At 71.9% G+C, this 25,585-nt stretch carries 23 protein-coding genes; 14 read left to right on the forward strand and 9 right to left on the reverse strand.

The features are described from left to right. Positions 1-109: 109 nt before the first annotated feature. The 8 genes from tsaB to FLL47_RS18670 all read left to right on the forward strand — a co-directional run bounded on the left by tsaB (position 110) and on the right by FLL47_RS18670 (position 8,825). A complete protein-coding gene (tsaB, locus tag FLL47_RS18635) occupies positions 110-787 on the forward strand; it encodes a tRNA (adenosine(37)-N6)-threonylcarbamoyltransferase complex dimerization subunit type 1 TsaB (RefSeq protein WP_144121802.1) in 678 nt (225 codons plus the stop codon). Next, on the forward strand, positions 784-1,224 hold the full coding sequence (gene rimI / locus FLL47_RS18640) for a ribosomal protein S18-alanine N-acetyltransferase (protein WP_144121803.1): 441 nt from the start codon (positions 784-786) through the stop codon (positions 1,222-1,224). The genes tsaB and rimI overlap by 4 nt, the downstream gene beginning before the upstream one ends. Positions 1,225-1,318: 94 nt before the next feature. Continuing rightward, the gene (gene tsaD / locus FLL47_RS18645; RefSeq protein WP_144121804.1) at positions 1,319-2,365 is read left to right on the forward strand and encodes a tRNA (adenosine(37)-N6)-threonylcarbamoyltransferase complex transferase subunit TsaD; all 1,047 of its coding nucleotides are present in this window, start codon (positions 1,319-1,321) and stop codon (positions 2,363-2,365) included. Between the two features lie 26 nt (positions 2,366-2,391). Continuing rightward, positions 2,392-2,646, forward strand: a complete 255-nt coding sequence (locus FLL47_RS18650; protein WP_144122043.1) for a hypothetical protein — start codon at positions 2,392-2,394, stop codon at positions 2,644-2,646. Between the two features lie 152 nt (positions 2,647-2,798). Next, positions 2,799-4,421, forward strand: a complete 1,623-nt coding sequence (locus tag FLL47_RS18655; RefSeq protein WP_144121805.1) for an alkaline phosphatase D family protein — start codon at positions 2,799-2,801, stop codon at positions 4,419-4,421. Positions 4,422-4,479: 58 nt separating this feature from the next. Further along, positions 4,480-5,169: an HAD family hydrolase gene (locus FLL47_RS18660; RefSeq protein ID WP_186315788.1), complete on the forward strand. Its 690-nt coding sequence runs from the start codon at positions 4,480-4,482 to the stop codon at positions 5,167-5,169. Between the two features lie 55 nt (positions 5,170-5,224). Further along, complete coding sequence (locus FLL47_RS18665) at positions 5,225-6,991, forward strand: ABC transporter ATP-binding protein (RefSeq protein WP_144121807.1); 1,767 nt, start codon at positions 5,225-5,227, stop codon at positions 6,989-6,991. A 94-nt stretch (positions 6,992-7,085) separates the two neighbouring features. After that, entirely contained in the window at positions 7,086-8,825 is a 1,740-nt protein-coding gene (locus FLL47_RS18670) for an ABC transporter ATP-binding protein (RefSeq protein WP_144121808.1), read from the forward strand. 89 nt (positions 8,826-8,914) lie between these two features. Here FLL47_RS18670 and FLL47_RS18675 read toward each other — a convergent pair whose 3' ends face one another. From FLL47_RS18675 to FLL47_RS18705, 7 genes are all read right to left on the reverse strand, one after another. Beyond that, positions 8,915-9,874, reverse strand: a complete 960-nt coding sequence (locus FLL47_RS18675; protein WP_186315789.1) for a DNA adenine methylase — start codon at positions 9,872-9,874, stop codon at positions 8,915-8,917. Positions 9,875-9,916: 42 nt separating this feature from the next. After that, on the reverse strand, positions 9,917-11,092 hold the full coding sequence (locus FLL47_RS18680; protein WP_144121810.1) for an ROK family transcriptional regulator: 1,176 nt from the start codon (positions 11,090-11,092) through the stop codon (positions 9,917-9,919). A gap of 29 nt (positions 11,093-11,121) precedes the next feature. After that, complete coding sequence (locus FLL47_RS18685) at positions 11,122-12,384, reverse strand: sugar ABC transporter permease (RefSeq protein ID WP_425457722.1); 1,263 nt, start codon at positions 12,382-12,384, stop codon at positions 11,122-11,124. Further along, positions 12,381-13,151, reverse strand: a complete 771-nt coding sequence (locus FLL47_RS18690; RefSeq protein ID WP_144121811.1) for an ATP-binding cassette domain-containing protein — start codon at positions 13,149-13,151, stop codon at positions 12,381-12,383. Before FLL47_RS18690 ends, FLL47_RS18685 begins: the two co-directional genes overlap by 4 nt. A 98-nt stretch (positions 13,152-13,249) precedes the next feature. Beyond that, positions 13,250-14,335: a sugar ABC transporter substrate-binding protein gene (locus tag FLL47_RS18695; RefSeq protein ID WP_144121812.1), complete on the reverse strand. Its 1,086-nt coding sequence runs from the start codon at positions 14,333-14,335 to the stop codon at positions 13,250-13,252. 609 nt (positions 14,336-14,944) lie between these two features. Next, a complete protein-coding gene (gene ybaK / locus FLL47_RS18700; RefSeq protein WP_144121813.1) occupies positions 14,945-15,424 on the reverse strand; it encodes a Cys-tRNA(Pro) deacylase in 480 nt (159 codons plus the stop codon). A gap of 192 nt (positions 15,425-15,616) precedes the next feature. Continuing rightward, positions 15,617-16,786 carry a class I SAM-dependent methyltransferase gene (locus FLL47_RS18705; RefSeq protein WP_144121814.1) on the reverse strand — a complete coding sequence of 390 codons (1,170 nt, stop codon included), beginning with the start codon at positions 16,784-16,786 and terminating at the stop codon, positions 15,617-15,619. Between the two features lie 447 nt (positions 16,787-17,233). Between FLL47_RS18705 and groES the strand changes: the two genes are divergently transcribed. The 4 genes from groES (at position 17,234) to FLL47_RS18725 (ending at position 22,027) form a co-directional block, all read left to right on the forward strand. Beyond that, positions 17,234-17,548, forward strand: a complete 315-nt coding sequence (gene groES, locus FLL47_RS18710) for a co-chaperone GroES (protein WP_186315790.1) — start codon at positions 17,234-17,236, stop codon at positions 17,546-17,548. Between the two features lie 68 nt (positions 17,549-17,616). Further along, positions 17,617-19,257: a chaperonin GroEL gene (gene groL / locus FLL47_RS18715; protein ID WP_144121815.1), complete on the forward strand. Its 1,641-nt coding sequence runs from the start codon at positions 17,617-17,619 to the stop codon at positions 19,255-19,257. 102 nt (positions 19,258-19,359) lie between these two features. Next, on the forward strand, positions 19,360-20,265 hold the full coding sequence (locus tag FLL47_RS18720) for a hypothetical protein (RefSeq protein ID WP_144121816.1): 906 nt from the start codon (positions 19,360-19,362) through the stop codon (positions 20,263-20,265). Positions 20,266-20,491: 226 nt separating this feature from the next. Then, positions 20,492-22,027, forward strand: a complete 1,536-nt coding sequence (locus tag FLL47_RS18725) for a molybdopterin-dependent oxidoreductase (RefSeq protein WP_144122045.1) — start codon at positions 20,492-20,494, stop codon at positions 22,025-22,027. Here FLL47_RS18725 and FLL47_RS18730 read toward each other — a convergent pair. Further along, positions 22,008-22,373: a WhiB family transcriptional regulator gene (locus FLL47_RS18730; RefSeq protein ID WP_144121817.1), complete on the reverse strand. Its 366-nt coding sequence runs from the start codon at positions 22,371-22,373 to the stop codon at positions 22,008-22,010. The two genes, FLL47_RS18725 and FLL47_RS18730, sit on opposite strands and share 20 nt — an antisense overlap. A 200-nt stretch (positions 22,374-22,573) precedes the next feature. On the opposite strand from FLL47_RS18730, the gene FLL47_RS18735 reads away from it, so the two are divergent. After that, positions 22,574-23,362: a response regulator transcription factor gene (locus FLL47_RS18735; RefSeq protein ID WP_144121818.1), complete on the forward strand. Its 789-nt coding sequence runs from the start codon at positions 22,574-22,576 to the stop codon at positions 23,360-23,362. 165 nt (positions 23,363-23,527) lie between these two features. Here FLL47_RS18735 and FLL47_RS18740 read toward each other — a convergent pair whose 3' ends face one another. After that, positions 23,528-23,908 (reverse strand): DUF5319 domain-containing protein, encoded by a 381-nt coding sequence (locus FLL47_RS18740; RefSeq protein WP_120317068.1) that lies wholly within the window; start codon positions 23,906-23,908, stop codon positions 23,528-23,530. Positions 23,909-24,093: 185 nt separating this feature from the next. On the opposite strand from FLL47_RS18740, the gene guaB reads away from it, so the two are divergent. Further along, positions 24,094-25,584, forward strand: coding sequence for an IMP dehydrogenase (gene guaB / locus FLL47_RS18745; protein WP_186315791.1), 1,491 nt, complete (start codon positions 24,094-24,096; stop codon positions 25,582-25,584). Position 25,585: the final 1 nt, after the last annotated feature.

Raw genomic sequence — 25,585 nt, forward strand, 5'->3', positions numbered from 1 at the left:
GCCCACGACACGCCGCCGAACCTCTGAACGTGGCGCCGGGACGCGCCACGTTCTGGCCACAGGTTCATGATCATCATGATCGGGTGGTGGGCACAGTAGGGTGGGGGGCGTGTTGGTGCTGGTGTTGGATACCGCTACGCCTGCGGTGACGGCGGCGCTGGCCGAGGTCCACCCGTCCGGGCACGCCGTGCTGGCGCAGCGGGCGACGGTGGACGGCCGTGCGCACGGGGAGCTGCTCGCTCCGCAGATCGACGAGCTGCTGGCCGAGGCCGGGGTCAAACCCCGCGACCTCGCCGCGGTGGTCGCCGGGGTCGGGCCGGGCCCGTTCACCGGGCTGCGGGTCGGCCTGGTCACCGCGGCCTCGCTGACCATGGCGCTGAACATCCCCGCGTACGGCGTCTGCACGCTGGACGCGCTGGGTCTGCGCACCGCGGGCCGGGCGCTGGTGGCGACCGACGCGCGGCGGCGCGAGGTCTACTGGGCGGTGTACGCCGACGGCAGCCCGCTGACCGGCCCCGCCGTGGACAAGCCCGCCGACGTCGCGCCGCGGCTGGCGGAGTTCGCGGTGACCGCCGCGGTGGGCGAGGGCGCGGCGAAGTACGCCGACGTGCTCGGCCTGCCCGCCGGTGCGGCGCTCTACCCGGAGCCGTCGGCGATCGTCGAGCTGGCCGTGCAGCGGGTGCGCGACGGTGCGCCGAGTGAGCCGCTGACGCCGCTCTACCTGCGCAGGCCCGACGCGGTCGAGCCGTCCGCCCGCAAACCCGCGCTGTCCGCGAGCGAGCGATGAAGATCGAGCGGCTGCGCTGGTGGCAGATCGAGGATCTGCTGCCGGTCGAGGCCGACCTGTTCGGCGCCGAGGCGTGGACCGCGGCGATGTTCTGGAACGAGCTGGCCAACGGCCACCACTACCTGATCGCCACCGAGGACGACGGCACTGTGCTCGGATACGCCGGGCTGGCCGTCGGCCAGGGCGAGGGCTGGGTCAACAACATCGCGGTGCGCCGCGACGCGCAGCGGCACGGCATCGGCCGGGCCCTGCTGGAGGCGCTGCTGGCCGAAGGGCGGCGGCACCAGGTGAAGCAGGTGCTGCTGGAAGTCGCCGCGGACAACGCGCCCGCGCAGCGGCTGTACGCCGCCTACGGCTTCGAGGTGATCGGCATCCGCAAGGGCTACTACCAGCCCAGCAACGCCGACGCACTCGTGATGCGCCGGGAGGAGCCGTGACCCGGTGGGGCAAGGACGACACATCAGAGCGCAGCGAGCGAGCCATGGGGTGCGGGCAAGCTTGCGCCGCCGACGAGCGCAGCGAGGAGAAGGCGTGAGCAGCGAACCCCTGGTCCTGGGTATCGAGAGCAGCTGTGACGAGACCGGCGTCGGCATCGTCCGGGGGCACACTCTGCTGGCCGACGCGCTGGCGTCGAGCGTGGACGAGCACGCCCGTTTCGGCGGGGTGGTGCCGGAGGTGGCCAGCCGTGCGCACCTGCAGGCGCTGGTGCCGACGCTGCACCGGGCGCTGGACGAGGCCGGGGTGACCCTGGCCGACATCGACGCCATCGCCGTCACCGCCGGTCCCGGTTTGGCCGGGGCGCTGCTGGTCGGCGTCGCCGGGGCCAAGGGCCTGGCGCTGGCCACCGAGAAGCCGGTCTACGGCGTGAACCACCTCGCGGCCCATGTCGCGGTCGACACCCTGGAGCACGGCCCGCTGCCGGAGCCCGCGATCGCGCTGCTGGTGTCGGGCGGGCACTCGTCACTGCTGCGGGTCGACGACCTGGTCCGCGGGGTGACGCCGCTCGGCGCGACCATCGACGACGCGGCCGGTGAGGCCTTCGACAAGGTGGCCCGGCTGCTGGGCATGCCGTTCCCGGGCGGCCCGCCGATCGACCGGGCGGCCCGCGACGGCGACCCGCTGGCGATCACCTTCCCGCGCGGCCTGACCGGGCCCAAAGACCTGGTCGAGCACCGGTTCGACTTCTCCTTCTCCGGGCTGAAGACCGCGGTGGCGCGCTGGGTCGAGGCGCGCGAGCGCTCCGGCGAGCCGGTGCCGGTCGACGACGTCGCGGCGAGCTTCCAGGACGCGGTCTGCGACGTGCTGACCCGCAAGGCCATCGACGCCTGCCGGACCCAGGGCATCGACACGCTGGTCATCGGCGGCGGCGTGGCGGCGAACTCGCGGCTGAAGGCGATGGCGGCCGAGCGCGCGGCCAAGTACGGCATCACCGTGCGGGTGCCGCGGCCCAAGCTGTGCACCGACAACGGGGCCATGGTGGCGGCGCTCGGCGCACATCTGGTCGCCGCCGGAAACGCACCGTCCAAGCTGGACTTCGCGGCCGACTCCGCGATGCCGTTGACGCTTGTCGGGGTGTAGCTTTGCCCGGTGCTGAGGGCGACGACGTGATCGTGCGTATGTGGGAGGTGCGCGCGTATCCGCGCACCTTCACGGATCTGCTGACCTGGGTGTGCGACGAGGCGGTGCCCCGGCTGGAGGTGGAGCCGCTGCACATCTCGAGCGAGGTGTTCTCCTCCACCGACCTGCGCGTCGTGGTGATCTCGCGCTGGCGCGGCGAGCCCCGCCCGCTGGCCGACCCGCCCGAGGGCCTGGCCGCCCGCTCGCCCCACGTCTGGGACTTCGCCCCCGTCGACCGCTGAGGCCAGGTTCGCCGTCTGATGTCGAGATCTGCGCTCCCACCGCGGGAGGTGACACGAAACGCCGATCTTCCCGAGTGCGGCGGCGTGGCGTGCGGCCGGGGTGGTCACCCCCGGTGACGATGAGGGCCACCCCCTGGCCAGGTGGGGTGCGCATGATCTCTCGTCGGGGTGTGCTGCTGGGCGGTGGCGCCGTGGTCGTCGCCGGGTTGTTCGGGCGGCCGGCGAGCGCGGAGGGCCCCGCGAGCGATCCGTTCACGCTGGGGGTCGCCTCGGGGGACCCGTGCCCGGACGGCTTCGTGCTCTGGACCCGGCTGGCGGTGGCGCCGATGTCCGACGACGGCCGCGGGGGCATGGCCGAGCGGGCGTACGAGGTCTGGTGGCAGGTCGCCCACGACGAGCACTTCACCCGGCTGGCCGCGTCCGGCACGACCTGGGCGGAGCCGTCCTGGGCGCACAGCGTGCACGTCGAACCGTCGGGCCTGGCGTCCGGCCGGGAGTACTTCTACCGCTTCGGCGTCGACCGCTGGATCTCCCCGGTGGGCCGCACCCGCACCGCGCCGACCCGCAGTTCGCTGCCGACGGCGCTGGACCTGGCCTTCCTGTCCTGCGCGCAGTACGAGCACGGCTTCTTCACCGGCTACCGCCGGATCGCGGAGTCCGAACCGGAGCTGATCGTGCATCTGGGCGACTACGTCTACGAGTACGCAGCCCGCGTCTACAACGCCCCGAGCGGCAACGTGCGCGACCACGCCGGACCGGAGACGCAGACGCTGGCGAACTACCGGCAGCGCTTCGCGCAGTACAAGCTGGACCCGGACCTGCAGGCGGCGCACGCGGTCGCGCCGTGGCTGGTGGTGTTCGACGATCACGAGGTGGACAACAACTGGGCGGGCCCGGTGCCGGAGCGGCCGAACCCGCGCTTCGCGACGCGCCGCACCGCGGCGATGCGGGCGTACTGGGAGAACATGCCGCTGCGTAACGCCCGGCAGCCGCGCGGTACGGCGCTGCCGCTGCACCGCCGGGTGCGCTGGGGCCGGCTGGCCACCTTCCACCTGCTCGACACCCGCCAGTACCGCGACGACCAGGGCTGCGGCGACGGCTACCGGGACTGCCCGGCGGCGAGGGACCCGGCCCGCTCCATCCTCGGCGCGCCGCAGGAGAAGTGGCTGCTCGACGGGTTCCGGCGCAGCGGCGCCACCTGGGACATCCTGGGCCAGCAGGTCTTCTTCTCGCAGCGCGACCGGGATCCGGGGCCGGTGCTGAGCACGAGCCAGGACGCCTGGGACGGGTACTCGGCCGCGCGGCAGCGGGTGGTGCAGGGCTGGCTCGACGCGAAGGTGCGCAACGCGGTGGTGCTCACCGGGGACGTGCATGCGCACTGGGCGGCCGACGTGAAGCTGGACTTCGCCGACCCGCACGCGCCGGTGGTGGGCTCGGAGCTGATCTGCACCTCGCTGACCACGGGCGGCGACGGGCTCGACTCGGACCCGGCGACGCATCCGTTCCTGGCCCACAACAAGCACCTGCGCCTCTACAACGGCCAGCGTGGCTACGTACGGGCCACGGTCACACCGGCCGAGCTGACCGCCGACTTCATGACCCTGCCGTACGTGCACCGCGCCGGGGCGCCCGCCCAGCGCAAGGCGGGTTTCGTGATCGCGGACGGGGTGCCCGGCCTGCAGCGGCGTTACCTGCGCCCGTTCACCGGGCCGCAGGCGCTGTCACCACAGGAGCAGGCGGACCGGACGGTGTGGGCGGAGACCGAACGCCCGTGACGATTTACGGGCCGAGCGGAGGTGCCGCGAGCGTCCCACACTCCGGTAGCCTCTGCGCGTGCTGGACATCCGGAGGGCGCGTCGGCGTGGCGCGATCCTGTTCGACCTCTACGAGACCCTGATCCCGGATCGGACACCGGCGCAGCGCGACGAGGTCAGCCGACGGATGGCCGGGGCGCTGGGCGTGGATCCGGACCGGTTCGCCACCCTGTTCCGAGGCACGGTGCTCGCCCGGATGCGCGGTGAGTTCGGCACGCTGGGCGAGACCATCCGCACGCTGGCCTACCGCCTGGGCGGCGAGCCGACGGACACGGCCGTGCGCTTCGCCGAGGTGGCCCGGCTGCGGTTCACCCGGGAGCTGCTGTGGCCCTCGGCCACCGTGCTGTCGGTGCTGGACGGGCTGCGCGCGGCGGGGCACCCCCTGGGGCTGGTCACCAACTGCTCGACGGAGACCGTGACGCTGTGGCGGGAGCAACCGCTGGCGACACGCTTCGACGTCGCGGGTTTCTCCTGCCTGCTGGGGGTGACCAAGCCCGATCCGGTGCTGTTCCTCAAGGTCTGCGGCGATCTGGGCGTCCCGCCGCAGGAGTGCGTCTTCGTCGGCGACGGGCATGGCGGCGAGCTGGCGGCCGCCGCGGCGCTGGGCATGCGGGTGGTGCGCACCGTCGAGCACGCCGACAGCGACCCGCACTGGACCGGGGAGACCATCCCTCGTCTGGGTGACCTGCCGGCCCTGCTGGCTGCCTGAACGCTGGAAAATCGCTGGCGCCCGACCGGGCGGGCCTAGTAAGGTCAGCGCCGCTATGCGTTCCTTACCTCTGGCCGATCCCGGCACCCCCGACAGCAGGTCAGCCTCCCGGTATCTGTGGTGGCTGGCCTCGCACCAGTTCCGGACCCTCGGCTTCGGCATGTTCTTCGGCATCACCTGGATGCTGGTGGGTGCGCTGATACCCATGGTCATCGGCAAGGCGATCGACGCCGGCATCACCACCAAGGACACCTCCGCCCTGGCCCGCTGGGCCGGGGCGTTCCTGCTGCTGGGGCTGGTGCAGGCGGGCAGCGGCATCATGCGCCACCGCAACGCGGTGTTCAACTGGATGTCGGCGAACTTCCGCACCGTGCAGGCCGTGGTGCGGCACGCCAACCGGCTCGGCGCGACGCTGCCCAAGCGCATGGCCACCGGCGAGGTCGTCGCCATCGGCGCCGCCGACACCAGCCACATCGGCAACGCCCTCGACATCACCGCGCGCGGCTCGGCCGCGATCGTCAGCCTGATCACCGTCACCGTCATCCTGCTGACCGCGTCGGTCAAGCTCGGCCTGGTGGTGCTGCTCGGCGTGCCCCTGCAGATGGCCGTGGTGAGCCTGCTCATCAAGCCGCTGCACCGCCGCCAACAGGCGTATCGCGACCAGCAGGGCGCGCTCACCGGCCGGGCCGTGGACATCGTCGCCGGCCTGCGCGTGCTGCGCGGCATCGGCGGCGAGCAGGTCTTCGCCGACCGCTACCGGACCCAGTCGCAGCAGCTGCGCGAGGCCGGGGTTCGGGCGGCGCGCATCGACTCGCTGCTGGAGTCGATCCAGGTGCTGATGCCCGGACTGTTCCTGGCCCTGGTCACCTGGCTCGGCGCGCGGCTCGCGGTCGCCGGGGAGATCGGACCGGGTGACCTCGCGGCCTTCTACGGATATGCCGCGTTCCTGGTCATGCCGATGCGCACGCTCGCGGAGATGCTGGAGAAGATGACGCGCGGCCACGTCTCGGCGGGCCGGGTGCTCAGGGTGCTGCGGCTCGAACCGGAGATCACCGCCCCGGCGTCACCGCGGGCCCTGCCCGAACACGGCACGCTGGTGGACGTGAAGTCCGGCCTGTCCCTGCGGCCTGGCGTGCTGACCGTGCTGGCCGCGGACCGGCCCGAGGACGCCATCGAGATCGCCGACCGGCTCGGCTGGTACGCCGAGGGCGAGGTGACCCTGGGCGGGGTGCCGCTGTCCGCCGCGACCCGGGACGAGGTGCGTGCGCGCATCCTGGTCGCCGACAACAACGCCCGGCTGTTCAGCGGCCCGCTGCGCGAGGAGCTGGACCCCACCGGGGCGGCCGGCGACGAGCAGATCATGTCGGCGCTGCGTACGGCCAGCGCGGAGGAGATCCTCGACGCGCTGCCTCCGCAAGTGGCTCGTCCCGGCGGCCCGCCTGGACGGCGGACCCCCGAGGACTCCCCACCAGCGTCCGGGCTGGCCGCGTTCGTCGCCGAGCGCGGCCGGGAGTTCTCCGGCGGCCAGCAGCAGCGGTTGCGGCTGGCCCGGGCGCTGCTGGCCGACGCGCCGATCCTGATCATGGTCGAGCCGACCAGCGCCGTCGACGCGCACACCGAGGCCCGGATCGCGCGCCGCATCGGCCCCGCCCGCCGGGGTCGCACCACGCTGCTCGCCACCACCAGCCCGTTGCTGCTGGACCAGGCCGATCACGTCGTCTTCGTCGACGACGGCAAGGTCATCGCCGAGGGCACCCACCGCGAGCTGCTGACGAGCGAGCCTCGCTACCGCGCCGTGGTGACGAGGAGCGTGGACGCGTGATCGAGCGCATCGGGCGGGACGATGGGCCGCGGCAGCGAGCAGGCACGAGCGCCGCGCGGGCGACAGGCACCGACGTGAACGGGCAGGAGACAGCATGAGCAGGGTGCAGCTGCCGGTCGCGGACGCAGCCGCGGTGCGCCGGTATGCCCGGCAACTGCTCGGCCGGCATCCCGCCGCGCTCGCCCGGGTGGTCGTGCTGCACGGGCTCGCCGCGCTGGCGGGCCTGGTCACGCCCTACCTGCTCGGGCGGCTGATCGGCGGCATCGGCAGTGGCATGACGCTGTCCGCCGTCGACGGCATCGCCCTCGCGCTGGTGACGTTCGTACTGGTGCAGGCGGTGCTGACCCGGTTCGCCGCGTTCTCCTCGGCGACGCTGGGCGAGCGGGTGCTGGCCGAGCTGCGCGAGGAGTTCGTCGACCGGGTGCTGGCCATCCCGCTGTCCATCGTGGAGCGGGCGGGCACCGGCGACCTCGTCACGCGTACCAGCCGGGATGTCGCGCAGCTGTCGCACAGCATGCGCCGCGGCGTACCGGAGACGCTGATCGCCCTGATCACGCTCGTGCTGACGGCGGCCGCCCTGGTCTGGCTGTCGCCGCTGATGGCGCTGCCCTGCCTGATCGGCGCACCGATCATCGTCGGCGGCGCCCGCTGGTACCTGCGCCGCGCGCCCAAGGCCTACCTGCGCGAGAACGCCGCCTCCTCGGAGGTCATCGACGGGCTGACGGAGACCTTCGACGGTGCGCGCACCACCGAGGCGCTGCGCACCGGCGCGCGCCGCATCGCCCGCACCGACCACGACCTGCGCGAGCAGTACCGGGCCGAGCGGGGCACGCTGCGGCTGCGCACCTTCTTCTGGCCGATCGTGGACCTTGGCTTCACGCTGCCGGTGGCGGCCACGCTGTTCCTGGGCGGCTGGTTCTACATCAAGGGCTGGGTGCCGCTGTCCGTGGTCGTCACGGCGGTGTTCTACGTGCAGCAGCTGATCGAGCCGATCGACCGGCTGCTCGGCTGGGCCGACGAGCTGCAGGTCGGCGCGACGTCGCTGGCCCGCCTGCTGGGCGTGGCCGAGATCGCCGACGACCGCGAGGTCACCGGCGTACGCCCCGACTCGGAACGGCTCACCGCGACGGACGTGCGCTACGCGTACACCGCCGGCCGCGACGTGCTGCACGGCGTCGACCTGTCCATCGCGCCCGGCGAGCGGCTGGCCATGGTCGGCCCGTCCGGCGCGGGCAAGTCGACCCTGGGGCGGCTGCTGGCCGGCATCGACGGCCCGCGCACCGGCACCGTCGCCGTCGGCGGCGCGCCGCTGGTCCAGCTGCCGCTGGAGGAGCTGCGCGGCCACGTCGCGCTGGTCACCCAGGAGCACCACGTCTTCGTGGGCACGCTGCGCGACAACCTGGCCCTGGCCCGGCCGGACGCGTCCGAGGAGCGGCTGCGCGAGGCGCTGGCCGCCGTCGACGCCCTGGACTGGGTCGACGAGCTGCCCGAAGGCCTCGACACCGAGGTCGGCGGCGGGCGGCATGAGGTCTCGCCCGCGCAGGCACAGCAGCTCGCGCTGGCCCGCCTCGTGCTGGCCGACCCGCACACGCTGGTGCTGGACGAGGCCACCTCGCTGATCGACCCGCGTGCGGCCCGGCACCTGGAGCGCTCGCTGGCCGCGGTGCTGGACGGCCGGACCGTGATCGCGATCGCGCACCGGCTGTTCTCCGCCCACGACGCCGACCGGGTCGCCGTGGTCGAGGACGGCCGCATCGCCGAGCTGGGCTCGCACGACGAACTCGTCGCGGCCGACGGCTCCTACGCCGCCCTCTGGCGCTCCTGGCAGTCCTGACCGGGGCGTCCGCGCATGGCTTTCAACAGACGTTGGCCTATCTGGTCGAGTTCGATCTTCGAAAACTCGATGAGATAGGCCAACGTCTATCAAGCGGGCACGGGAGGGGCGGGCGTGCCGGTCAGGGCCGCGTGCACCGCGTCGGGGCCGCCGAGGCGGGTGGCCAGGGCGGGGGAGAGGTAGAGGGACTCGACGGTGCGGGTGTGCCTGCCGTTGAGGGTGGCCTGCGAGGAGGTGCCCGCGTCCAGGTGCAGGTGGAGCAGGCCCAGGTCGGCCGGTAGCGGGTCGCCGTAGCTGCGTTCGCCGGTGCTGCCGTCGCGGGACAGGCCGTCGTACGACAGCAGGAACGACGTGCCCCGCCCGACCGCCTCGCGCAGTCGCGCCACGAAGGCCTCGCGCGGCAGCCCGGACATGTACCGGTGGTCCCGGGCCTGGCTCACGCCCTGGTAGGGCGGGTCGAGATAGACCACGTCCCCGGGTAGCGCCCGGCTCAGCACCTCGGCGTAGTCGGCGGTGTGCGCCCGGCAGCCGGCCAGCACGCGGGCGGTGGCGGCCAGCCGGCTGCGCATCGCGGCCGGGCGCGCGCCCAGCCGCCGACGGTCCGGGCCCTGGTTGAAGCCGCCCTCGCGGTTGTAGCGCACCGCCGCCTTGACGCAGCGGGCGAGCAGATAGAGCAGGCAGTGCGGCTCGTGGGTCTCGTTGAAGCGGGTGCGCACCGCGTCGTAGTACGCCTTCGGGTCGCTCAGTTGCTCGTGCCACAGCCGTTCGTAGTCGGCGGCCAGCGCCAGCGGCTCGGCCAGCACCCGCTGCCACAGCCGCATCAGCGGCTCGTTCACGTCGCTGATCTCGGCGGTCTCACCTATGCGCAGGTGGCGGGCGGCGATGGCGACCGCGGCCGACCCGGCGAACGGCTCCAGCAGCCGGGCGGTGTCCGGCGGGAGCAGCGGCACGATCGCGTGCGCGAGCTGCCGTTTGCTGCCCTGGTAGGGGATCGCGTGCGGGACGTCGGCGAGGCCGGGCAGGCGGCGGGGCGGGAAAGGGGCCGGCACAACCATCCATTGTGCTGGATGGTTTGTGCTACCGGCCGGTATTCACCCCAGCGGGTCGGCGAGCAGCTGCTCGAAGGCGAGCTCTGCGGCGCCGAGCAGGGCCGCGTCGCCGCCCAGCTTGGGGGTGCGCAGCCGGACGTGCTCGCGGGTGGCGGGCAGGCCGATGCTGTTGAGCCGGCTGCGCACCTGCGCCGCCGAGGCCAGGTACACGTCGCGCAGCGTGCCGCCGAAGATGACCAGTTCCGGGTTGAAGATGTTGACCAGGTTGGCCACGCCGAAGCCGAGCCAGTCGCCGACCTGGCGTACCGCGACCTGGGCGGTGGCGTCGCCGCGCGCGGCGGCCTCGACCACGGCCAGCACCGCTTCGCTGCCCAGCGCGGTGTCCCGGCCGGCGGCGCGCAGCAGCGCATGCTCGCCGATCTCGGTCTCCCAGCAGCCGCGGGAGCCGCAGCCGCAGGGGCGGCCGTGCGGGTTGACCACCATGTGGCCGACCTCGCCGCCGTATCCGCCGTGCCCGGTGACCCGGCGCCCGCCCGCGATGATGCCCGCGCCGACGCCGACGTCGCCGTACATGTAGATGATGTTGTCGCAGCCCACGGCGACGCCGCGGGTGTGCTCGGCGAGCGCGCACAGGTCCGCCACGTTGCCGACGGCGACCTGCGGCAGCAGGTCGGGCAGCCGGTCCTGCAGCGCGTGCCCGAGCGGCTCGTCCAGCCAGCCCAGGTGCGGTCCGAGCCGGACCAGGCCGTCCTCGCGGCGGACCAGCCCGCACACGGCGATGCCGGCTCCGATGCACCGGGCCTGCGGCTTGACCTGCTCGGCCATCTGCGCGACGAACTCGGCCACGGGACGTACCGCCTCGATGGCCTCGCCGCGCGGGCGCGGCGCCTCCCGCTGGTCCAGGATGACGCCGCCCAGCCCGATCCGCGCCACCCGGACCCGGTCCACCTCCACGCTCGCGGCGTAGGCGTAGACCAGTTCCGAGGACGGGCGCACCACCAGCGACGGGCGGCCGGCCCGGCCGGTCTCCCGCGGCGCCTCCTCGCTGACCAGGCCGACAGCGGCCAGGTCAGCGGTGAGGGCGCCGATGGTGGAGCGGTTGAGACCGAGTTCGGAGGTGAGCTCGGCGCGGGAGATAGAGCCGCGCACGTGCACGAACCGCAGCAACGCGCCGAGGTTCTGCCGCCGGATCTCCTCCTGGCTCGGTCCCGCTCGCATGATTCTCCCGTTTACTGGCGTACGTCGGTTCAGCTGCTCGCGGCGGAACGCCTGCGCGAGAAAGCGTCCACGCTCGCCGCCAGCAGCAGCACGATGCCGGTGGCGATGTACTTGTACGCCGAGCTCCAGCCGACCAGACCCATGCCGTTGATGATCATCGTGATGACCAGGCCGCCGAGCACCGCGTCGAGCACCCGGCCCTTGCCGCCGAAGAGGCTGGTGCCGCCGATGACCGCCGCGGCGACCGCGTACAGCAGCACGTTCGAGCCGCCCGTGTTCGGGTCGACGGAACGCGCCATGCTGGCGGCCAGGATGCCGCCGACCGCTGCCATCGCCGAGCAGATGACGAACGCGGAGATGCGGATGCGGTCCACGGCGATACCGGCCCGGCGGGCCGCCTCGCGGTTGCCGCCGACGGCGTAGATGTGCCGGCCGAACGCGGTGCGGCGCAGCACGAACGTCCACAGCAGCAGGAGCACGCCGACGACGGGTACCACGATCGGCACACCCTTGAGCGAGAACAGCGCGTTGCGGCTGCGCTCCTCGTTCAGCACCGCGACCACGAGGCCCACCAGGACGGCGAGGCCGATCACGCGGAAGGCCACGACCTGCCACAGCAGCGCGGGCAGCCCGCGGCGGCGGCGGTTGCGCTGCTGGATCAGCTGGGTGGTGGCGAAGCCGAGCACGGTCAGCGCGCCCAGGGCCCAGCCGACCATCGGCGGCATGAACTCGTTCTCCAGCGAGATGATGACCTCGTCGCGGACCGAGATGTTGGTGCCCTCCTTGAGCAGCCACAGCACCGTGCCCTGGAAGGCCAGGAACGCCGCGAGGGTGACCACGAAGGAGGGGATGCCGACCTTCGCCACCAGGAAGCCCAGCAGCAGGCCGATCACGACACCGGTGACGACCGCCGCGGCCACGCCGACGTACCACGGGAAGCCGTGCGTGGTCAGCAGGATCGCCAGCACCGCGGCGCAGACCCCGGAGGCGTAGCCCGCGCTGAGGTCGATCTCGCCGAGCAGCAGCACGAAGACCAGGCCCATGCCGATGACGACGATGGGCCCTGCCTGCGTCAGCAGGTTGGCGAAGTTGAACGCGGTGAAGAAGGACGGTTGGGCGACGGAGAAGATGACCGACAGCACGATCAGGCCGAGCACCGCCGGCAGCGCGCCCATGTCGCCGCCGCGCACCCGCTGGCCGTAGTTGCGCAGGTAGCCCCAGAGGCCGCCGTCGTCCTTGGCCGGGGTGGCGACCTTGGCCGCCTCGTACGAATTCGTGGTGGTCGCGCTCACGCTGCGGCTCCTTCCTCGGCAAGGCCCAGCGCGCCGCTGCGGCCGGAGGTGATCAGCTCGACCACCTGCGAGTGGGTGACGTCCGACGTCTTCACCTGGGCCGCCATTCGTCCCAGGTAGAGCATCGCGATCCGGTCGGAGACAGCGAACACGTCGTTCATGTTGTGCGAGATCAGTACAACGGCCAGACCGTTGTCGGCCAGGCGGCGGACCAGCTCCAGCACCTGCTGGGTCTGCGCCACGCCGAGGGCGGCCGTCGGCTCGTCGAGGATGACCAGCTTGCTGTTCCAGAGCACGGCCTTGGCGATGGCCACGGTCTGCCGCTGGCCGCCGGAGAGGCTGGCCACCCGCTGCCGCACCGACTTCACGGTACGTACGGACAGGCTGGCCAGGGTCTGCTGGGCGAGCTGCTCCATGGTCGGCTCGTCGAGGATCATGCCGCTGCGCCGTTCGCGGCCCAGGAACATGTTCTGGACGATGTCCAGGTTGTCGCAGAGAGCGAGATCCTGGTAGACGATCTCGACGCCGTGGCTCGCGGCGTCGCGGGGGTTGTGCACGTGGACCTGCTTACCCTCCATCAGGTATTCGCCTGAGTCGATGGGGTAGATCCCGCCGATGCACTTGACCAGCGTTGACTTGCCGGCGCCGTTGTCGCCGACGAGTGCGGTTACCTCGCCTGGGTGGACCGTGAAAGCGACGTCCCGCAGCACCTGCACCGGGCCGAAGCTCTTGTTGATCCCACGCAGTTCGAGTAGAGGGGTTCCCATCCGGGCGCTCCGTTCGAGGGGTTACTGCCTGTTCCACAGACGTGGTCCCCGGGGTGCCTTGCGACCCCCAGGGACCACATTCTGGTTGAGCGTGCAGGTCAGCTGATGCCGGCCTCGGTGCACTTGGCCGCGAAGTCGGCGGTGCACAGCTCTGCCTTGGTGACGTAACCGTCGGTGACGACGTCCTTCACGTTGTTGAAGTAGATCGCCTGCGGCTCCAGCAGGACCGAGGGCACGTCCTTGCCGGTCTCGGAGTCCTTGGTGGTCTGCGAGACGGACTTGGTCTGACCCTGGGCCAGGGCGATCGCCAGCTCGGCGGTCGCGGTGGCCTCCTTCTTGACGGCCTTGTACACGGTCATGCACTGGTCGCCGAGGAGGATGTTCTGCAGGCCCTGCACGGTCGCGTCCTGGCCGGTGACCGGGACCTTGCCGTTGAGCTTGTTCTTCTTCAGGATGGAGATCGCCGCGTTGCCCAGGCCGTCGTTCGCCGCGAGCACGCCGTCGATCTTGCCGTTCGCCTTCGTCAGCATCTGCTCGAAGATCACGCCGCCCTGCGCGTTGTCCCAGTCCGGCACGGCCTGGTCGTCGACGAGGGTGTAGTCCTTGGCGTCGTACTTCGGCTTCAGCACCGACACGCCGCCCTCCTTGAAGAGGGTCGCGTTGTTGTCCGTCGGCGAGCCGTTGAGCTGCGCGATGGCCGGGTTCTTCACGTTCTTCTCAGTGAGGCACTTGACCAGGCCCTCACCCTGCAGGCGGCCGACCGCGACGTTGTCGAAGGACACGTAGTACTTCGCGTTGCCGCCCAGCGTGAGCCGGTCGTAGTCGATCGTCGGAATGCCCTGCGCCGCGGCCTTGTCCAGCACGGCCTTGCCGGTGCCGGAGTCGAGGTTGACGATGACCAGGACGGTGACGCCCTTGGTGATCATCTGGTCGGCGAGGCTCTGGAACTGGGTCTTGTCACCCTGGGCGTTCTGAATGTCGTACTTGACATTCGCGGCCTTGAAGGCCTCTTCCAGGTACTTGCGGTCCGCGGTCTCCCAGCGGGCCGAGGACTTGCTGTCCGGCAGGATGACGCCGATGTAGGGCGTCTTCGAGTCGCCGGGCTGGGCGTCTTCCGCACAGGCGGCCAAACCGGTGACGGCCATCAGGCCGGTCATGGTTACAGCCAGGATCCCTTTGCGCATCGTTGCTCAAATCCTCTCGGATTCAGGGGTGTGTATTCAGGTGGTGCGGGCGGCCCCGCCGGGTTCCGGGACCAGGCGAGTCCAACAGCGTTCATCAGTGCGTGAGGCCGGTCACACGGGGTTTTGTTGTGTGCGACAACGTATGCGCAACAAATACAAACGCGCAAGCCCAAGGTTTGTTGTTGGCAATAACAATTCAGCAACGTCCCCGTAACCCGCCCGCTCGCTGCCCTTTCCCGGCCCGCAGATCTTGGGCGATGACAGGTCACGAGATGCCCAATCCCGGCAATTGGACACGCCTTTCGCGCAGGACAAATATGATCTTGGCGGCGGCGGCGGCGGTTCGGGCGGCGGCGGTGGGCGCGGCCGGTCGCGGCTCGAGCCTTCGGCTCGGCGGCTGCCGCGCGCAGGCCGCCCTCGGGCGCCGCGAGACTGCCACAAAGCGGACATGATCGTGGAGCCTGCGGGTGATGATCCGTTTTTGTGGACGCTGACTGTCCCTATGGGGGCATCCAGCGTCCACAAAAACGGATCATCAAGGAGAACGGCGAGGTGTCGGTCGGGCCAGGGCCGTGACCACGCGTGGGCGCCGGTGCGTCCCGGCGCGGGTCAGGTGCGCGCGATGGGGGCGAGGGTGGCCGAGGTGAGGCGGACCAGGTCGGTGGGGGCCAGGCGGAGTTGGAGACCGCGCTTGCCGGCCGAGACGTAGATGAGGTCGCCGTCGAGGGCGGACTGGTCGATCACCGTGGGCAGGCGTTTGCGCTGGCCGAGCGGGCTGATGCCACCGCGGACGTACCCCGTGGTCTTCTCGGCCAGGTCGCGGTCGGCCATCGCCGCCTTCTTGCCGCCGGCCGCCGTGGCCAGGGCCTTCAGATCGATCTCGCCGGTCACCGGCACCACGGCCACGGTGAGCGCGCCGTCCACCTCGGTGACCAGCGTCTTGAACACCCGTGCCGGGTCGGCGCCGATGGCGTCGGCGACCAGTGCGCCGTAGTTGGGGGAGTCCGGCGAGATCTCGTACGGATGCAGCGTGTGCTTCACCTTCTGCTTCGTGAGCAGTGCTGTCGCGGGCGTCCCCTGGCTGGCCACGCCGCGATGCTACCGCCGCCTCCCGCCGGGCCTCGGCTCACCCGCCCGCGCGTCCCACCCCGCTGCGCCGCCGGGCCGCCCGTGTGCCCACCGGCCTGGCCGCCCCGCTGCTTGCGCCGCCCCGGCGTGGCGCTCGGTGATCACGGCGGCAGGGTGGGGGTACGCCGTCGCCGCACGTCCGTAAGTTCATGATCAACCGGGCGGGGCGACCGGGGTGGCGAGGATGGCGAGGGGGGTGGTGGAGGTGCGGGTGAGGAGGAGGGAGGCGGGGTTCGGGCCGGTGAGGCGGAGGTCGCGGCGGAGTTGTTCGACGTCGAGGGCGCTGCCGCGTTTGAGGATCTCGAGGCGGCCGACCTGGCGGTCGCGGAGGGTGGCGCGCAGGCGTTTCAGGGAGAACGGGAGGACGTCGTCGACGGCGAAGCAGCGGCCGAAGGGGGAGGCGATCGGGGTGTCGGACCAGACGTACGCGATGTTCGGGTCGGCGAGCCAGCCGTCGTGGGCGGCGGCGAACTCGGCGACCAGGTGGCTGCGGACCACCGCGCCGTCGGGGTCGGTGACGTAGCGGCCGGGTGGGGCGACCGGGGCGGCCTGCTCGCCGGTCCCGGTGAGTTCGTACGGGACGCCGTCGCGGAACACGGTGGCTCGGCGCGGCGTGCTCGCCAGCGGGCCGCACCAGGCGGCGGCCTCGACCACGTCGCCGTCGACGGAGACCAGTTCCAGCTCGCAGCCCGCGGGCAGCAGCGCCTGGTCGATGCCGGGGGCGAGTTTGAGCACGGTGCGCGGCACCCGCTGCGGCAGGGACACCACCCAGTCCCAGGGCGGTGAGTAGTCCTCGGGGCGGAACACGCGCCGGCCGCCGCTGCGCCGGGCCGGGTCGCAGAACACCGCGTCGACCTGGCTCAGGTCGAAGTCGCGCGCGTCGCCGCAGGTCACCGTCGCTTCGGGGGCATTGAGCGCGGCGCAGGCGGCGGTCAGCGGGTCGGCGTCCACGCCGTACGCCCGGATGCCGGTGGCGGCGACGGCGCGCAGGTCGGCGCCGAGGCCGCAGCCCAGGTCGGCGAGCGCCGTCGTCCCGGCGGCACGCAGCCGGGCCGCGCGGCGTTTCGCGACGATCTCGCGGGTGGCCTGTTCCAGCCCGGTGCGGGTGAGGAACACCTGCCCGGCGTCGGCGCCGAACTTGGCCGACGCCCGGCGGCGCAGCGCGACCTGGGTGAGCGCGGCGGCGGCCAGGCCCGGCGGCACGCCGCGGGCCCGCAGCGCCGAGGCGGCGGCCAGCTCGTCCGTCCCGGCCAGCTCCGCGGCCAGGTCCAGCGCCGCCACACCGTCGGGGGTACGCAGCTGCGCCAGCTGTTCGAGATCCACGGCCTCATTCTGGCAGCGACGCCGGCGGCTCCCGGCGACGGCGGCTCCCCGCGGTGGCCTTGCACGACCTCGGCGGCTCTCGGCGTCGGCGGCTCTCGGCGGTGGCCTTGCGCGACCTCGGCGGGCTCTCGGCAGCGGTCCGGGCCGCCTCGGACGGCGTCGGCGGGCGGATCGACGACGTCACAGTCGGCCGCGACACGCCCCCGCTGAGCGCTGGACACCAGGTGAATCGGATAATTCACCTAGTGGCGGCTGGCACTCTCCTTGACTGAGTGCTAGACGCGGCATAATGTTCGGAGTTAGCACCCTGCCATGCAGAGTGCTAACGCATGACCCGCCCGGCGACGCCGACACCCGCGACGACGGCTGCGTTCGGGCAAAGACTTGACCAGAAGACAACACCCGGGTCTCGTGCCGCGAGAACCCGGGGCTATACCCCAGGAGGGTATGCTCGTGACTACCGCGACGAAGGTTGCGATCAAGCCGCTCGAGGACCGGATCCTGGTCCAGGCGAACGAGGCTGAGACCACCACCGCGTCGGGCCTCGTGATCCCCGACACCGCCAAGGAGAAGCCGCAGGAGGGCACCGTCCTCGCTGTCGGCCCCGGCCGCGTCGACGACAAGGGCACCCGCATCCCGGTGGACGTCAAGGTGGGTGACAAGGTCATCTACTCGAAGTACGGCGGCACCGAGGTCAAGTACGCCGGCGAGGAGTACCTGCTGCTCTCCGCCCGCGACGTCCTCGCGGTCGTCGAGAAGTGATCCGTGCGATGCCCCGGCACGCCCTCGCGGGCGGGCCGGGGCATCGTGACGTTTAAGGGAGACGATTGATGCCTAAGATCCTTGCCTTCTCCGACGAAGCGCGGCACCTGCTGGAGCACGGTGTCAACGCACTCGCCGACACCGTCAAGGTCACGCTCGGCCCCAAGGGCCGCAACGTGGTCCTCGACAAGAAGTTCGGCGCGCCCACGATCACCAACGACGGCGTCACCATCGCCAAGGAGATCGAGCTGTCGAGCCCGTACGAGAACCTGGGCGCGCAGCTGGTCAAGGAGGTGGCGACCAAGACCAACGACGTCGCCGGTGACGGCACCACCACGGCCACCGTGCTGGCCCAGGCGATGGTCCGCGAGGGCCTGCGCAACGTGACCGCGGGCACCAACCCGGCGGGCATCAAGCGCGGCATCGACGCGGCCGTCACCAAGATCAGCGACGCGCTGCTGGCCAAGGCCACCCCGGTGGCCGACAAGTCGGACATCGCGCAGGTCGCGACGATCTCCGCGCAGGACTCCACCATCGGTGAGCTGATCGCCGAGGCGATGGACAAGGTCGGCCGGGACGGTGTCATCACCGTCGAAGAGGGCTCGACCATGACCACCGAGCTCGACATCACCGAGGGCATGCAGTTCGACAAGGGCTTCATCTCGCCGCACTTCGTCACCGACCCCGAGTCGGGCGAGGCGGTGCTGGACGACCCGTACATCCTCATCACCACCAGCAAGATCTCCTCGATCGAGGAGCTGCTGCCGCTGCTGGAGAAGGTTCTCCAGACCAGCAAGCCGCTGCTGATCGTGGCCGAGGACGTCGACGGCCAGGCGCTGAGCACGCTGGTGGTGAACTCGATCCGCAAGACCGTCAAGGTCGCCGCGGTGAAGGCCCCCGGCTTCGGCGACCGCCGCAAGGCGATGCTGCAGGACCTCGCCGTGCTCACCGGCGGTGAGCTGATCGCTCCCGAGCTGGGCTACAAGCTCGACGGTGTCACCCTGGAGCAGCTCGGCTCGGCGCGCCGCGCCGTCATCACCAAGGACACCACCACGATCGTGGACGGTGGCGGCTCGCAGGACGAGGTCGACTCGCGCGTCTCGCAGATCCGCAAGGAGATCGAGGCCTCGGACTCCGACTGGGACAAGGAGAAGCTGGGCGAGCGCCTGGCCAAGCTGTCCGGCGGCATCGCCGTCATCAAGGTCGGCGCCGCGACCGAGGTCGAGATGAAGGAGCGCAAGCACCGCATCGAGGACGCCATCGCGGCCACCCGTGCGGCCGTCGAGGAGGGCATCGTCCCCGGTGGCGGCGCCGCGCTCGCTCAGATCGTCAGCGTGCTCGACGACGACCTGGGCTTCACCGGCGAGGAGAAGGTCGGTGTCTCGATCGTGCGCAAGGCGCTGGTCGAGCCGCTGCGCTGGATCGCGCAGAACGCCGGTCACGACGGCTACGTCATCGTGCAGAAGGTCCAGGCCAGCGAGTGGGGCACCGGCCTCGACGCGGCCAAGGGCGAGTTCGTCGACCTGGTCAAGTCCGGCATCGTCGACCCGGTGAAGGTGACCCGCAACGCGGCCATCAACGCCGCGTCGATCGCCGGCCTGCTGCTCACCACCGAGTCCCTGATCGTCGAGAAGCCGGCCAAGGCGGAGCCCGCGGGCAACGGCCACGGCGGCCACGGCCACGGCCACTCGCACGGCCCGGGCTTCTGAGCCTGAGCAGCTGACCTCGACAGCGGGTCCCGGCTTCGGCCGGGGCCCGCTGTCGCCTTTCCGTCCTTTGTGGCATGCACGTTGGTCGATAGGGTCCCTGGCATGACAGGGCGCGGGATGCTGCGATACTTCGGCCTGGTGGGCCTGGCCTACCTGGTCGCGACGCTGGGCACCGGCCTGACCGACTACCTGACCGCGGCCGAGGTGAGCCGGACCAAGGCGCTGGTCATCTCCGGCAGCGTGGGCCTGGTCGTGGCGCTGCTGCTGGGCATGATCGACCTGGCCAAGAGCGGCAGCTCCCGGGCCGTGGCCATGGATCCGCCCGGGATACCGGCGGGCAGGGTCCCGCCGCCCGGCGGCTACACGATCCCGACACCGGCCGGCCGATACCCGGTGGACGGCCCCGGCGCGAGCTATCCCGGCGGTTACGGCGGCACTTTTCCGGCAGGCGCCTCGGCTCCGGCAGGCGCCGCAACGGCTCCGGCTCGGCGGCGCGGCGGTGTCGGGCTGGTGCTGAGCGCGCTCCTGCTGCTCGGCCTGTGCGCAGGCGGCGGCTATCTGGCCACCACGGCGGTGCAGGCCGGGGTGCAGAAGCTGAGCGAGTTCGCGACCCCGCCGTGGATCAACAAGCGGAACGAGCAGGGGCAGGAACGGCTCGCCGCAGAGGTGTCCAAGACCGGTGGCCCGCTGACCATCACCGTGCTGAGCGTCGAGGTCACCAGCCAGGCCACCAAGGTCAAGATCCGGGGTGAGAACACCGGCGGGGATGCGCTGACGCTGCCCACGTTCGGCCGGGCCCAGCTCACGGCCGCCGGTGAGACGCTGCTGCCGGACCCGGGCGCGAGCACCTGGCCGGAGACCGTGCCCGCGGGCGGCGAGGCGACCGGCGTGATCGTGTTCGACGGCGTGCTCGGCGCGGACACCGACTCCGTGCGCTTGTCCTTCAGCGTCATCCACGGCAGCTTCGACGCCCCGCCCAACATCGCCGTCGACATCCCGCTCCAGTAGCCCGACGCTCGCTCGCTCGGCTCGGCCTGCAGTTTCGGGGAAACTGCGGGTTCGCGTCGAGGCAAGGCTGCAGTTTCCCCGAAACTGCAGCGCGACCGGAGATCCGCGGCGGCGGGGGCGGCGATGGCGGCGATGGCGAACGGTAAGGCATCGGTAAGGCGTCGGGCGATGTCGTTCGGGGCGGGTTCGGAGCAGACTGGCACCCGTGGTGAGTCGGAGCAGGGCGATGATCGCGGGCGTGGCCTCGGCCGCGGTGGCGGTGGGGCTGGGCGAGCTGGTCGCGGTGTGGACAGGCCCGCGCAGCGCGCCGCTGATCGCGGTCGGCGGCACGGTGATCGACGCGGTGCCGGAGCCGGTCAAGGGCGCAGCGATCAGCGTCTTCGGGGTGTACGACAAGGTCGCCCTGCTGGTCGGCACATCGCTGCTGCTGGCGGGCTTCGCCGCGCTGGTGGGCCTGGCCGCGCGGCGGGACTTCCGCTGGGGCGTGGCCGGGATCGCGCTGTTCGGCGTGATCGGCGCCGTGGCCGCGCTGACGCGTCCGAACGCGGGGGCCGCCGCGGTGCTGCCGTCGCTGCTCGGCGCGGCCGCCGCGGTGGGGGTGCTGCGCATGCTGCTCGTCTCGGCCGCACACGCCGAGGGCGTCGAGGGCCCGGCTGCCGGGCTGCCTGACGGCCCGGTCACCGCGACCAGGCCTGTGGACGGGCGGCGGCGGTTCCTGCGGTTGAGCATCGCCGGGTTCGGCGTGGCGCTGGTCTCCGGCTACGTCGGGCGGGCGCTGGCCGCCCGCAAGGACGTGCAGCAGGCCCGTGCGGCGATCACCCTGCCGCCGCCGGCCACGCCCGCGCCCGCCCTGCCCAGCACGGTCGACCCGCCGGCGTCGGGCCTGTCCGATTACGTGACCGGCAACGATGTGTTCTACCGCATCGACACGGCGCTGATCGTGCCGCAGGTGGATCCGGCCGCCTGGCAGCTGCGCATCCACGGCCGGGTGGCCCGGCCGATGACGCTGAGCTTCGAGCAGCTGCTGGCCCGTCCCATGATCGAGCGGTACATCACGCTGGCCTGCGTCTCCAACGAGGTCGGCGGCGATCTCATCGGCAACGCCCGCTGGCTCGGCGTGCCGCTGAAGGACCTGCTGGACGAGGCCGGCCCGCTGGACGGCGCCGACCAGGTGGTCAGCCGGTCGGTGGACGGCTGGACCTGCGGCACGCCCACCGCGGCGCTGCGTGACGGCCGCGACGCGATGCTGGCGGTGGCGATGAACGGCGAGCCGCTGCCGGTCGACCACGGCTTCCCGGTGCGCATGGTGGTGCCGGGCCTCTACGGCTACGTCAGCGCCACCAAATGGGTCACCGAGCTGGAGCTGAGCTCCTTCGCCGACTTCGACGCGTACTGGGTGCGCAAGGGCTGGGCCGCGCAGGGGCCGATCAAGACCGAGTCCCGGATCGACACCCCGCGCGAGGGCGGCGCGGTCACCGCGGGCACGGTCGTGGTCGCCGGGGTCGCGTGGGCCCAGCACCGCGGGGTCACCGCGGTGGAGGTGCGCGTCGACGACGGGCCGTGGCAACCCGCCGATCTGGCCGGCACCGTGTCGCCGGACACCTGGCGGCAGTGGACCTTCCGCTGGGACGCCGCGCCGGGCGAGCACACGCTCGCCGTGCGCGCGGCGGACACCAGTGGGCAGGTGCAGACGGAAGCCCGTGCCGATCCGTTCCCGGACGGGGCGTCAGGCTGGCACACGGTCAGCGTGCAGGTGCGCTGACGTCCTCGGAGAGACGGGCCTCGAGCCGCTGCACGTCGACGCGCTCACCGCGTCGGTCGGCGCATTCGCGCCAGCCCAGTTGCAACAACTGGTGCCGCTCGTGCTCGGTGAAGCCACCCCATACGCCGTATGGCTCGCGGGTGGTCAACGCATGCGCGGCGCATTCAGAGCGGACCGGGCAGCGATTGCATACCTGTTTCGCCGCGCTTTCGCGGCGGCCCCGAGATGAGCCTCTTTCACCATCGGGGTGAAAGAACTGCAGGCTGTCACGGCCTTTGCACGCGCCGTGATGCTGCCAGTCCCAAACGTCGGCTATCGGACCGGGAAGTCTGCGGAAGTGAGCCATCTGACCTCCTAGGGGATGGGAGGCTTGTGTCCAAGCGAAGAGATTTAGGCAACGTCAGCACGTTACTCCGCGTACGTCCACTTGTCGCCATCCAGTGGATGATCAGGTAGTGCTGGACCGAGATTTCGACGGAATCCCCGGAAAGTGCGTAATGATCTGGGTGTCTCGTGGTCTTCTTCGCAGGAGAGAGGGGGATCACCGTGCAGACCGTTCTCGTATGCGTCCGCACCGCCGCGGCGGCCGCGACCATCGCCTCGTGTGCCGAGCGGCTGGGGGTGGCCGCGGGAGTGCGTACCGTGACCAGCGCCGCCGAAGCGATTGCGCAGCTTGCCGCGTTCCCGGCCGGGATCGTGCTGGCCGACACCGCGCTCACCCGGCCCGATACCGTGGGATTCACCCGAAAGGTGATGACCGCGGTGCCGCACGCCCAGCTGGTGCTGTTCGGCCCGGAGGAGCCCGCCGCCGCGCAGGCCGCCATCCGGGCCGGTGCCAGAGGGCTGATCGGCGGGACCGACCCTGATCCGGTGAGCACCGCCGCCAAGGCGCTGCTGCTGGTCAGTAGGCCCGCCACGCGCACCGCCGACGCCATCCGGCCCGCGGTCAGCGGGGTGATGGCCGGTGCCTCCCGTGCGCCCGCCGGAGCCGGCCGGGCCATGCCTCCGGCGGGTCCGGGCATGTCGGTGCCGTACGCCAACCGCGGTTCCGGCACCGTCTCCTCCGCGGTGGTGCCCGCCCAGCGCGGCGACCTGCCGGGAGAGGCTCCGCCCGGCGGCGCGGTGCGCCCGGCCCGCTCGGTCACCCTGACCGAGCGCGAGCTGCAGGTGCTCCGCGGGATGGCCGACGGCCAGAGCAACGCCGAGATCGGCCGCGACCTGTTCGTCTCCGAGGACACCGTCAAGACCCACGCCCGGCGGCTGTTCCGCAAGCTCGGCGCGCGGGACCGGGCCCACGCGGTGGCCGCGGGCTTCCGAGCCGGCCTGGTCTTCTGACCGCAGCGCAGCGAGTCCCGGCGCGGACCCCCTCCCGCGCCGGGACCCGCCGTGCACAGGCCGTCCCCGGAGCACCGACGAGCCCGGCCGCCGAGGCACCCGGCCCGGGACACGCATCAGGCCGTGTCGCACACCGCGACACGGCCTGATCGACGTTCGGGAGGGCTACTCCTCGACCATGTCGTCCACGGCGTCGGCGTAGCCGCGGGCGTACTCCCAGGTCACGTAGTGGTCCGGGTCGGGGTCGTAGGCGGGCTCGTGCACCCGGGGGCGCCCGGAGTCGAGCAGGTGGCGCAGGTTGCCCCGGAGCAGGTCCCAGTCGAAGTAGTGCGGCTCCCGGCAGTCCTCGCAGTCGACAACGAGGCCGCGGATGCCCTTCGGGGAGAGCAGCACCTGGTAGACCTCGAGCTCGGCGAGGTCGGCGAGCAGGTCGGCGCGCTCCTGGGTCGAGAGCTCGCCGTACGCGTCGCCCTCGGGGTCGTCCAGGCCGGCCGTGGGGTCGGTCGGGTCCCCGTGGAAGGGATCAATGGGCTCGTCGTGCTGCACCCCTTCACGTTAGACCCCTGAGCGCGGGAGCGGGGGCATGAGTCCCCCGCGCGTCAGCGACAGATCTCCATGAGGTGGGCCACCTCGGGTGTGGGCGAATTCGGGCCAGGTCGCACGCTGGGTACGATTCATTGGAGCCCGATCACACCCACATGCCCGCGCTCCGGACCCAGGGGGACAAAAAGATGGATGCCGCCCGCGAGATTCCACTCGGCCTCACCTTCGACGACGTCCTGCTGGTGCCCGGCGAATCGGATCTGATCCCCAGCCAGGTGACCACTCAGACCCGGCTGACCAGGAACGTCACCTTGCAGATCCCGCTGGTGTCGAGCGCCATGGACACGGTCACCGAGGCCCGGATGGCGATCGCGATGGCCCGCCAGGGCGGCATCGGCGTGCTGCACCGCAACCTCTCGGTGGAGGACCAGGCCGCTCAGGTCGACCTGGTGAAGCGGTCCGAGTCCGGCATGATCACCAATCCGGTGACCTGCTCGCCCGACGACACGCTGCGCGACGTGGACGCCATGTGCGCGCGCTACCGCATCTCCGGCCTGCCGGTCACCAACGCCGACGGCACGCTGGTCGGCATCGTCACCAACCGCGACATGCGCTTCGTCACCGACATGTCGGTGAAGGTGCGCGAGGTGATGACCCCCATGCCGCTGGTCACCGCGCCGGTGGGGGCGTCCAAGGAGCAGGCGCTGGCGCTGCTGCGCGAGCACAAGGTGGAGAAGCTGCCGCTGGTCGACGAGACCGGCCGGCTGCGCGGGCTCATCACCGTCAAGGACTTCGTGAAGACCGAACAGTTCCCGCTGGCCACCAAGGACGGCGCGGGCCGCCTTCGGGTCGCCGCCGCCGTGGGCGTCGGCGAGGACGGCTACAAGCGGGCACGCGCGCTGATCGAGGCCGGCGTGGACGTGATCATGGTGGACACCGCGCACGGCCACAACCGGGCGGTGCCGGAGCTGGTCGCGCTGCTCAAGAAGGAGGCCGGCGAGGTCGACATCGTCGGCGGCAACGTGGCCACCTACGCCGGCGCCAAAGCGCTGGTCGAGGCGGGCGCGGACGCGGTCAAGGTGGGTGTCGGGCCGGGCGCCATCTGCACCACCCGGATCGTGGCGGGCGTGGGCGTGCCGCAGATCACGGCCATCATGGAGGCGGCCCGGGCCTGCGGCCCCGCGGGCGTGCCGGTGATCGGCGACGGCGGCATCCAGTACTCCGGCGACATCGCCAAGGCGATCGTGGCCGGTGCGGAGACCGTCATGCTCGGGCAGGCGCTGGCCGGCTGCGAGGAGAGCCCCGGCGACCTGGTCTTCATGAACGGCAAGCAGTTCAAGGCGTATCGCGGCATGGGCTCCCTCGGCGCGATGATGGCCCGCGGCCCGGCCGCGCAGTCCTACTCCAAGGACCGCTACTTCCAGGCCGACGTCACCCAGGCCGACAAGCTCATCCCCGAGGGCGTCGAGGGCCAGGTGCCCTACCGCGGCACCCTGGCCACGGTCGCCCATCAGCTCGTCGGCGGCCTGCGCCAGGCCCAGTTCTACTGCGGCGCGGCCGACATCGGGCAGCTGCGTGAGCGCGGCCAGCTGGTGCGCATCACCGCGGCGGGGCTCAAGGAGTCCCACCCGCACGACATCCAGATGACCGTGGAAGCGCCGAACTACCACTCGCGGTAGC

This window comes from Catellatospora sichuanensis (assembly GCF_007483665.1).
Taxonomy (GTDB): Bacteria; Actinomycetota; Actinomycetes; order Mycobacteriales; family Micromonosporaceae; genus Catellatospora; species Catellatospora sichuanensis.

Coding starts and splice junctions, on each gene's coding strand:
- rimI (WP_144121803.1), top strand. CDS start 784: ATGAAGATCGAGCGGCTGCGCTGGTGGCAGATCGAGGATCTGCTGCCG.
- FLL47_RS18655 (WP_144121805.1), top strand. CDS start 2,799: ATGATCTCTCGTCGGGGTGTGCTGCTGGGCGGTGGCGCCGTGGTCGTC.
- FLL47_RS18665 (WP_144121807.1), top strand. CDS start 5,225: ATGCGTTCCTTACCTCTGGCCGATCCCGGCACCCCCGACAGCAGGTCA.
- FLL47_RS18670 (WP_144121808.1), top strand. CDS start 7,086: ATGAGCAGGGTGCAGCTGCCGGTCGCGGACGCAGCCGCGGTGCGCCGG.
- FLL47_RS18680 (WP_144121810.1), bottom strand. CDS start 11,092: ATGCGAGCGGGACCGAGCCAGGAGGAGATCCGGCGGCAGAACCTCGGC.
- FLL47_RS18690 (WP_144121811.1), bottom strand. CDS start 13,151: ATGGGAACCCCTCTACTCGAACTGCGTGGGATCAACAAGAGCTTCGGC.
- FLL47_RS18695 (WP_144121812.1), bottom strand. CDS start 14,335: ATGCGCAAAGGGATCCTGGCTGTAACCATGACCGGCCTGATGGCCGTC.
- groES (WP_186315790.1), top strand. CDS start 17,234: ATGCTCGTGACTACCGCGACGAAGGTTGCGATCAAGCCGCTCGAGGAC.
- groL (WP_144121815.1), top strand. CDS start 17,617: ATGCCTAAGATCCTTGCCTTCTCCGACGAAGCGCGGCACCTGCTGGAG.
- FLL47_RS18720 (WP_144121816.1), top strand. CDS start 19,360: ATGACAGGGCGCGGGATGCTGCGATACTTCGGCCTGGTGGGCCTGGCC.
- FLL47_RS18725 (WP_144122045.1), top strand. CDS start 20,492: ATGATCGCGGGCGTGGCCTCGGCCGCGGTGGCGGTGGGGCTGGGCGAG.
- FLL47_RS18730 (WP_144121817.1), bottom strand. CDS start 22,373: ATGGCTCACTTCCGCAGACTTCCCGGTCCGATAGCCGACGTTTGGGAC.
- guaB (WP_186315791.1), top strand. CDS start 24,094: ATGGATGCCGCCCGCGAGATTCCACTCGGCCTCACCTTCGACGACGTC.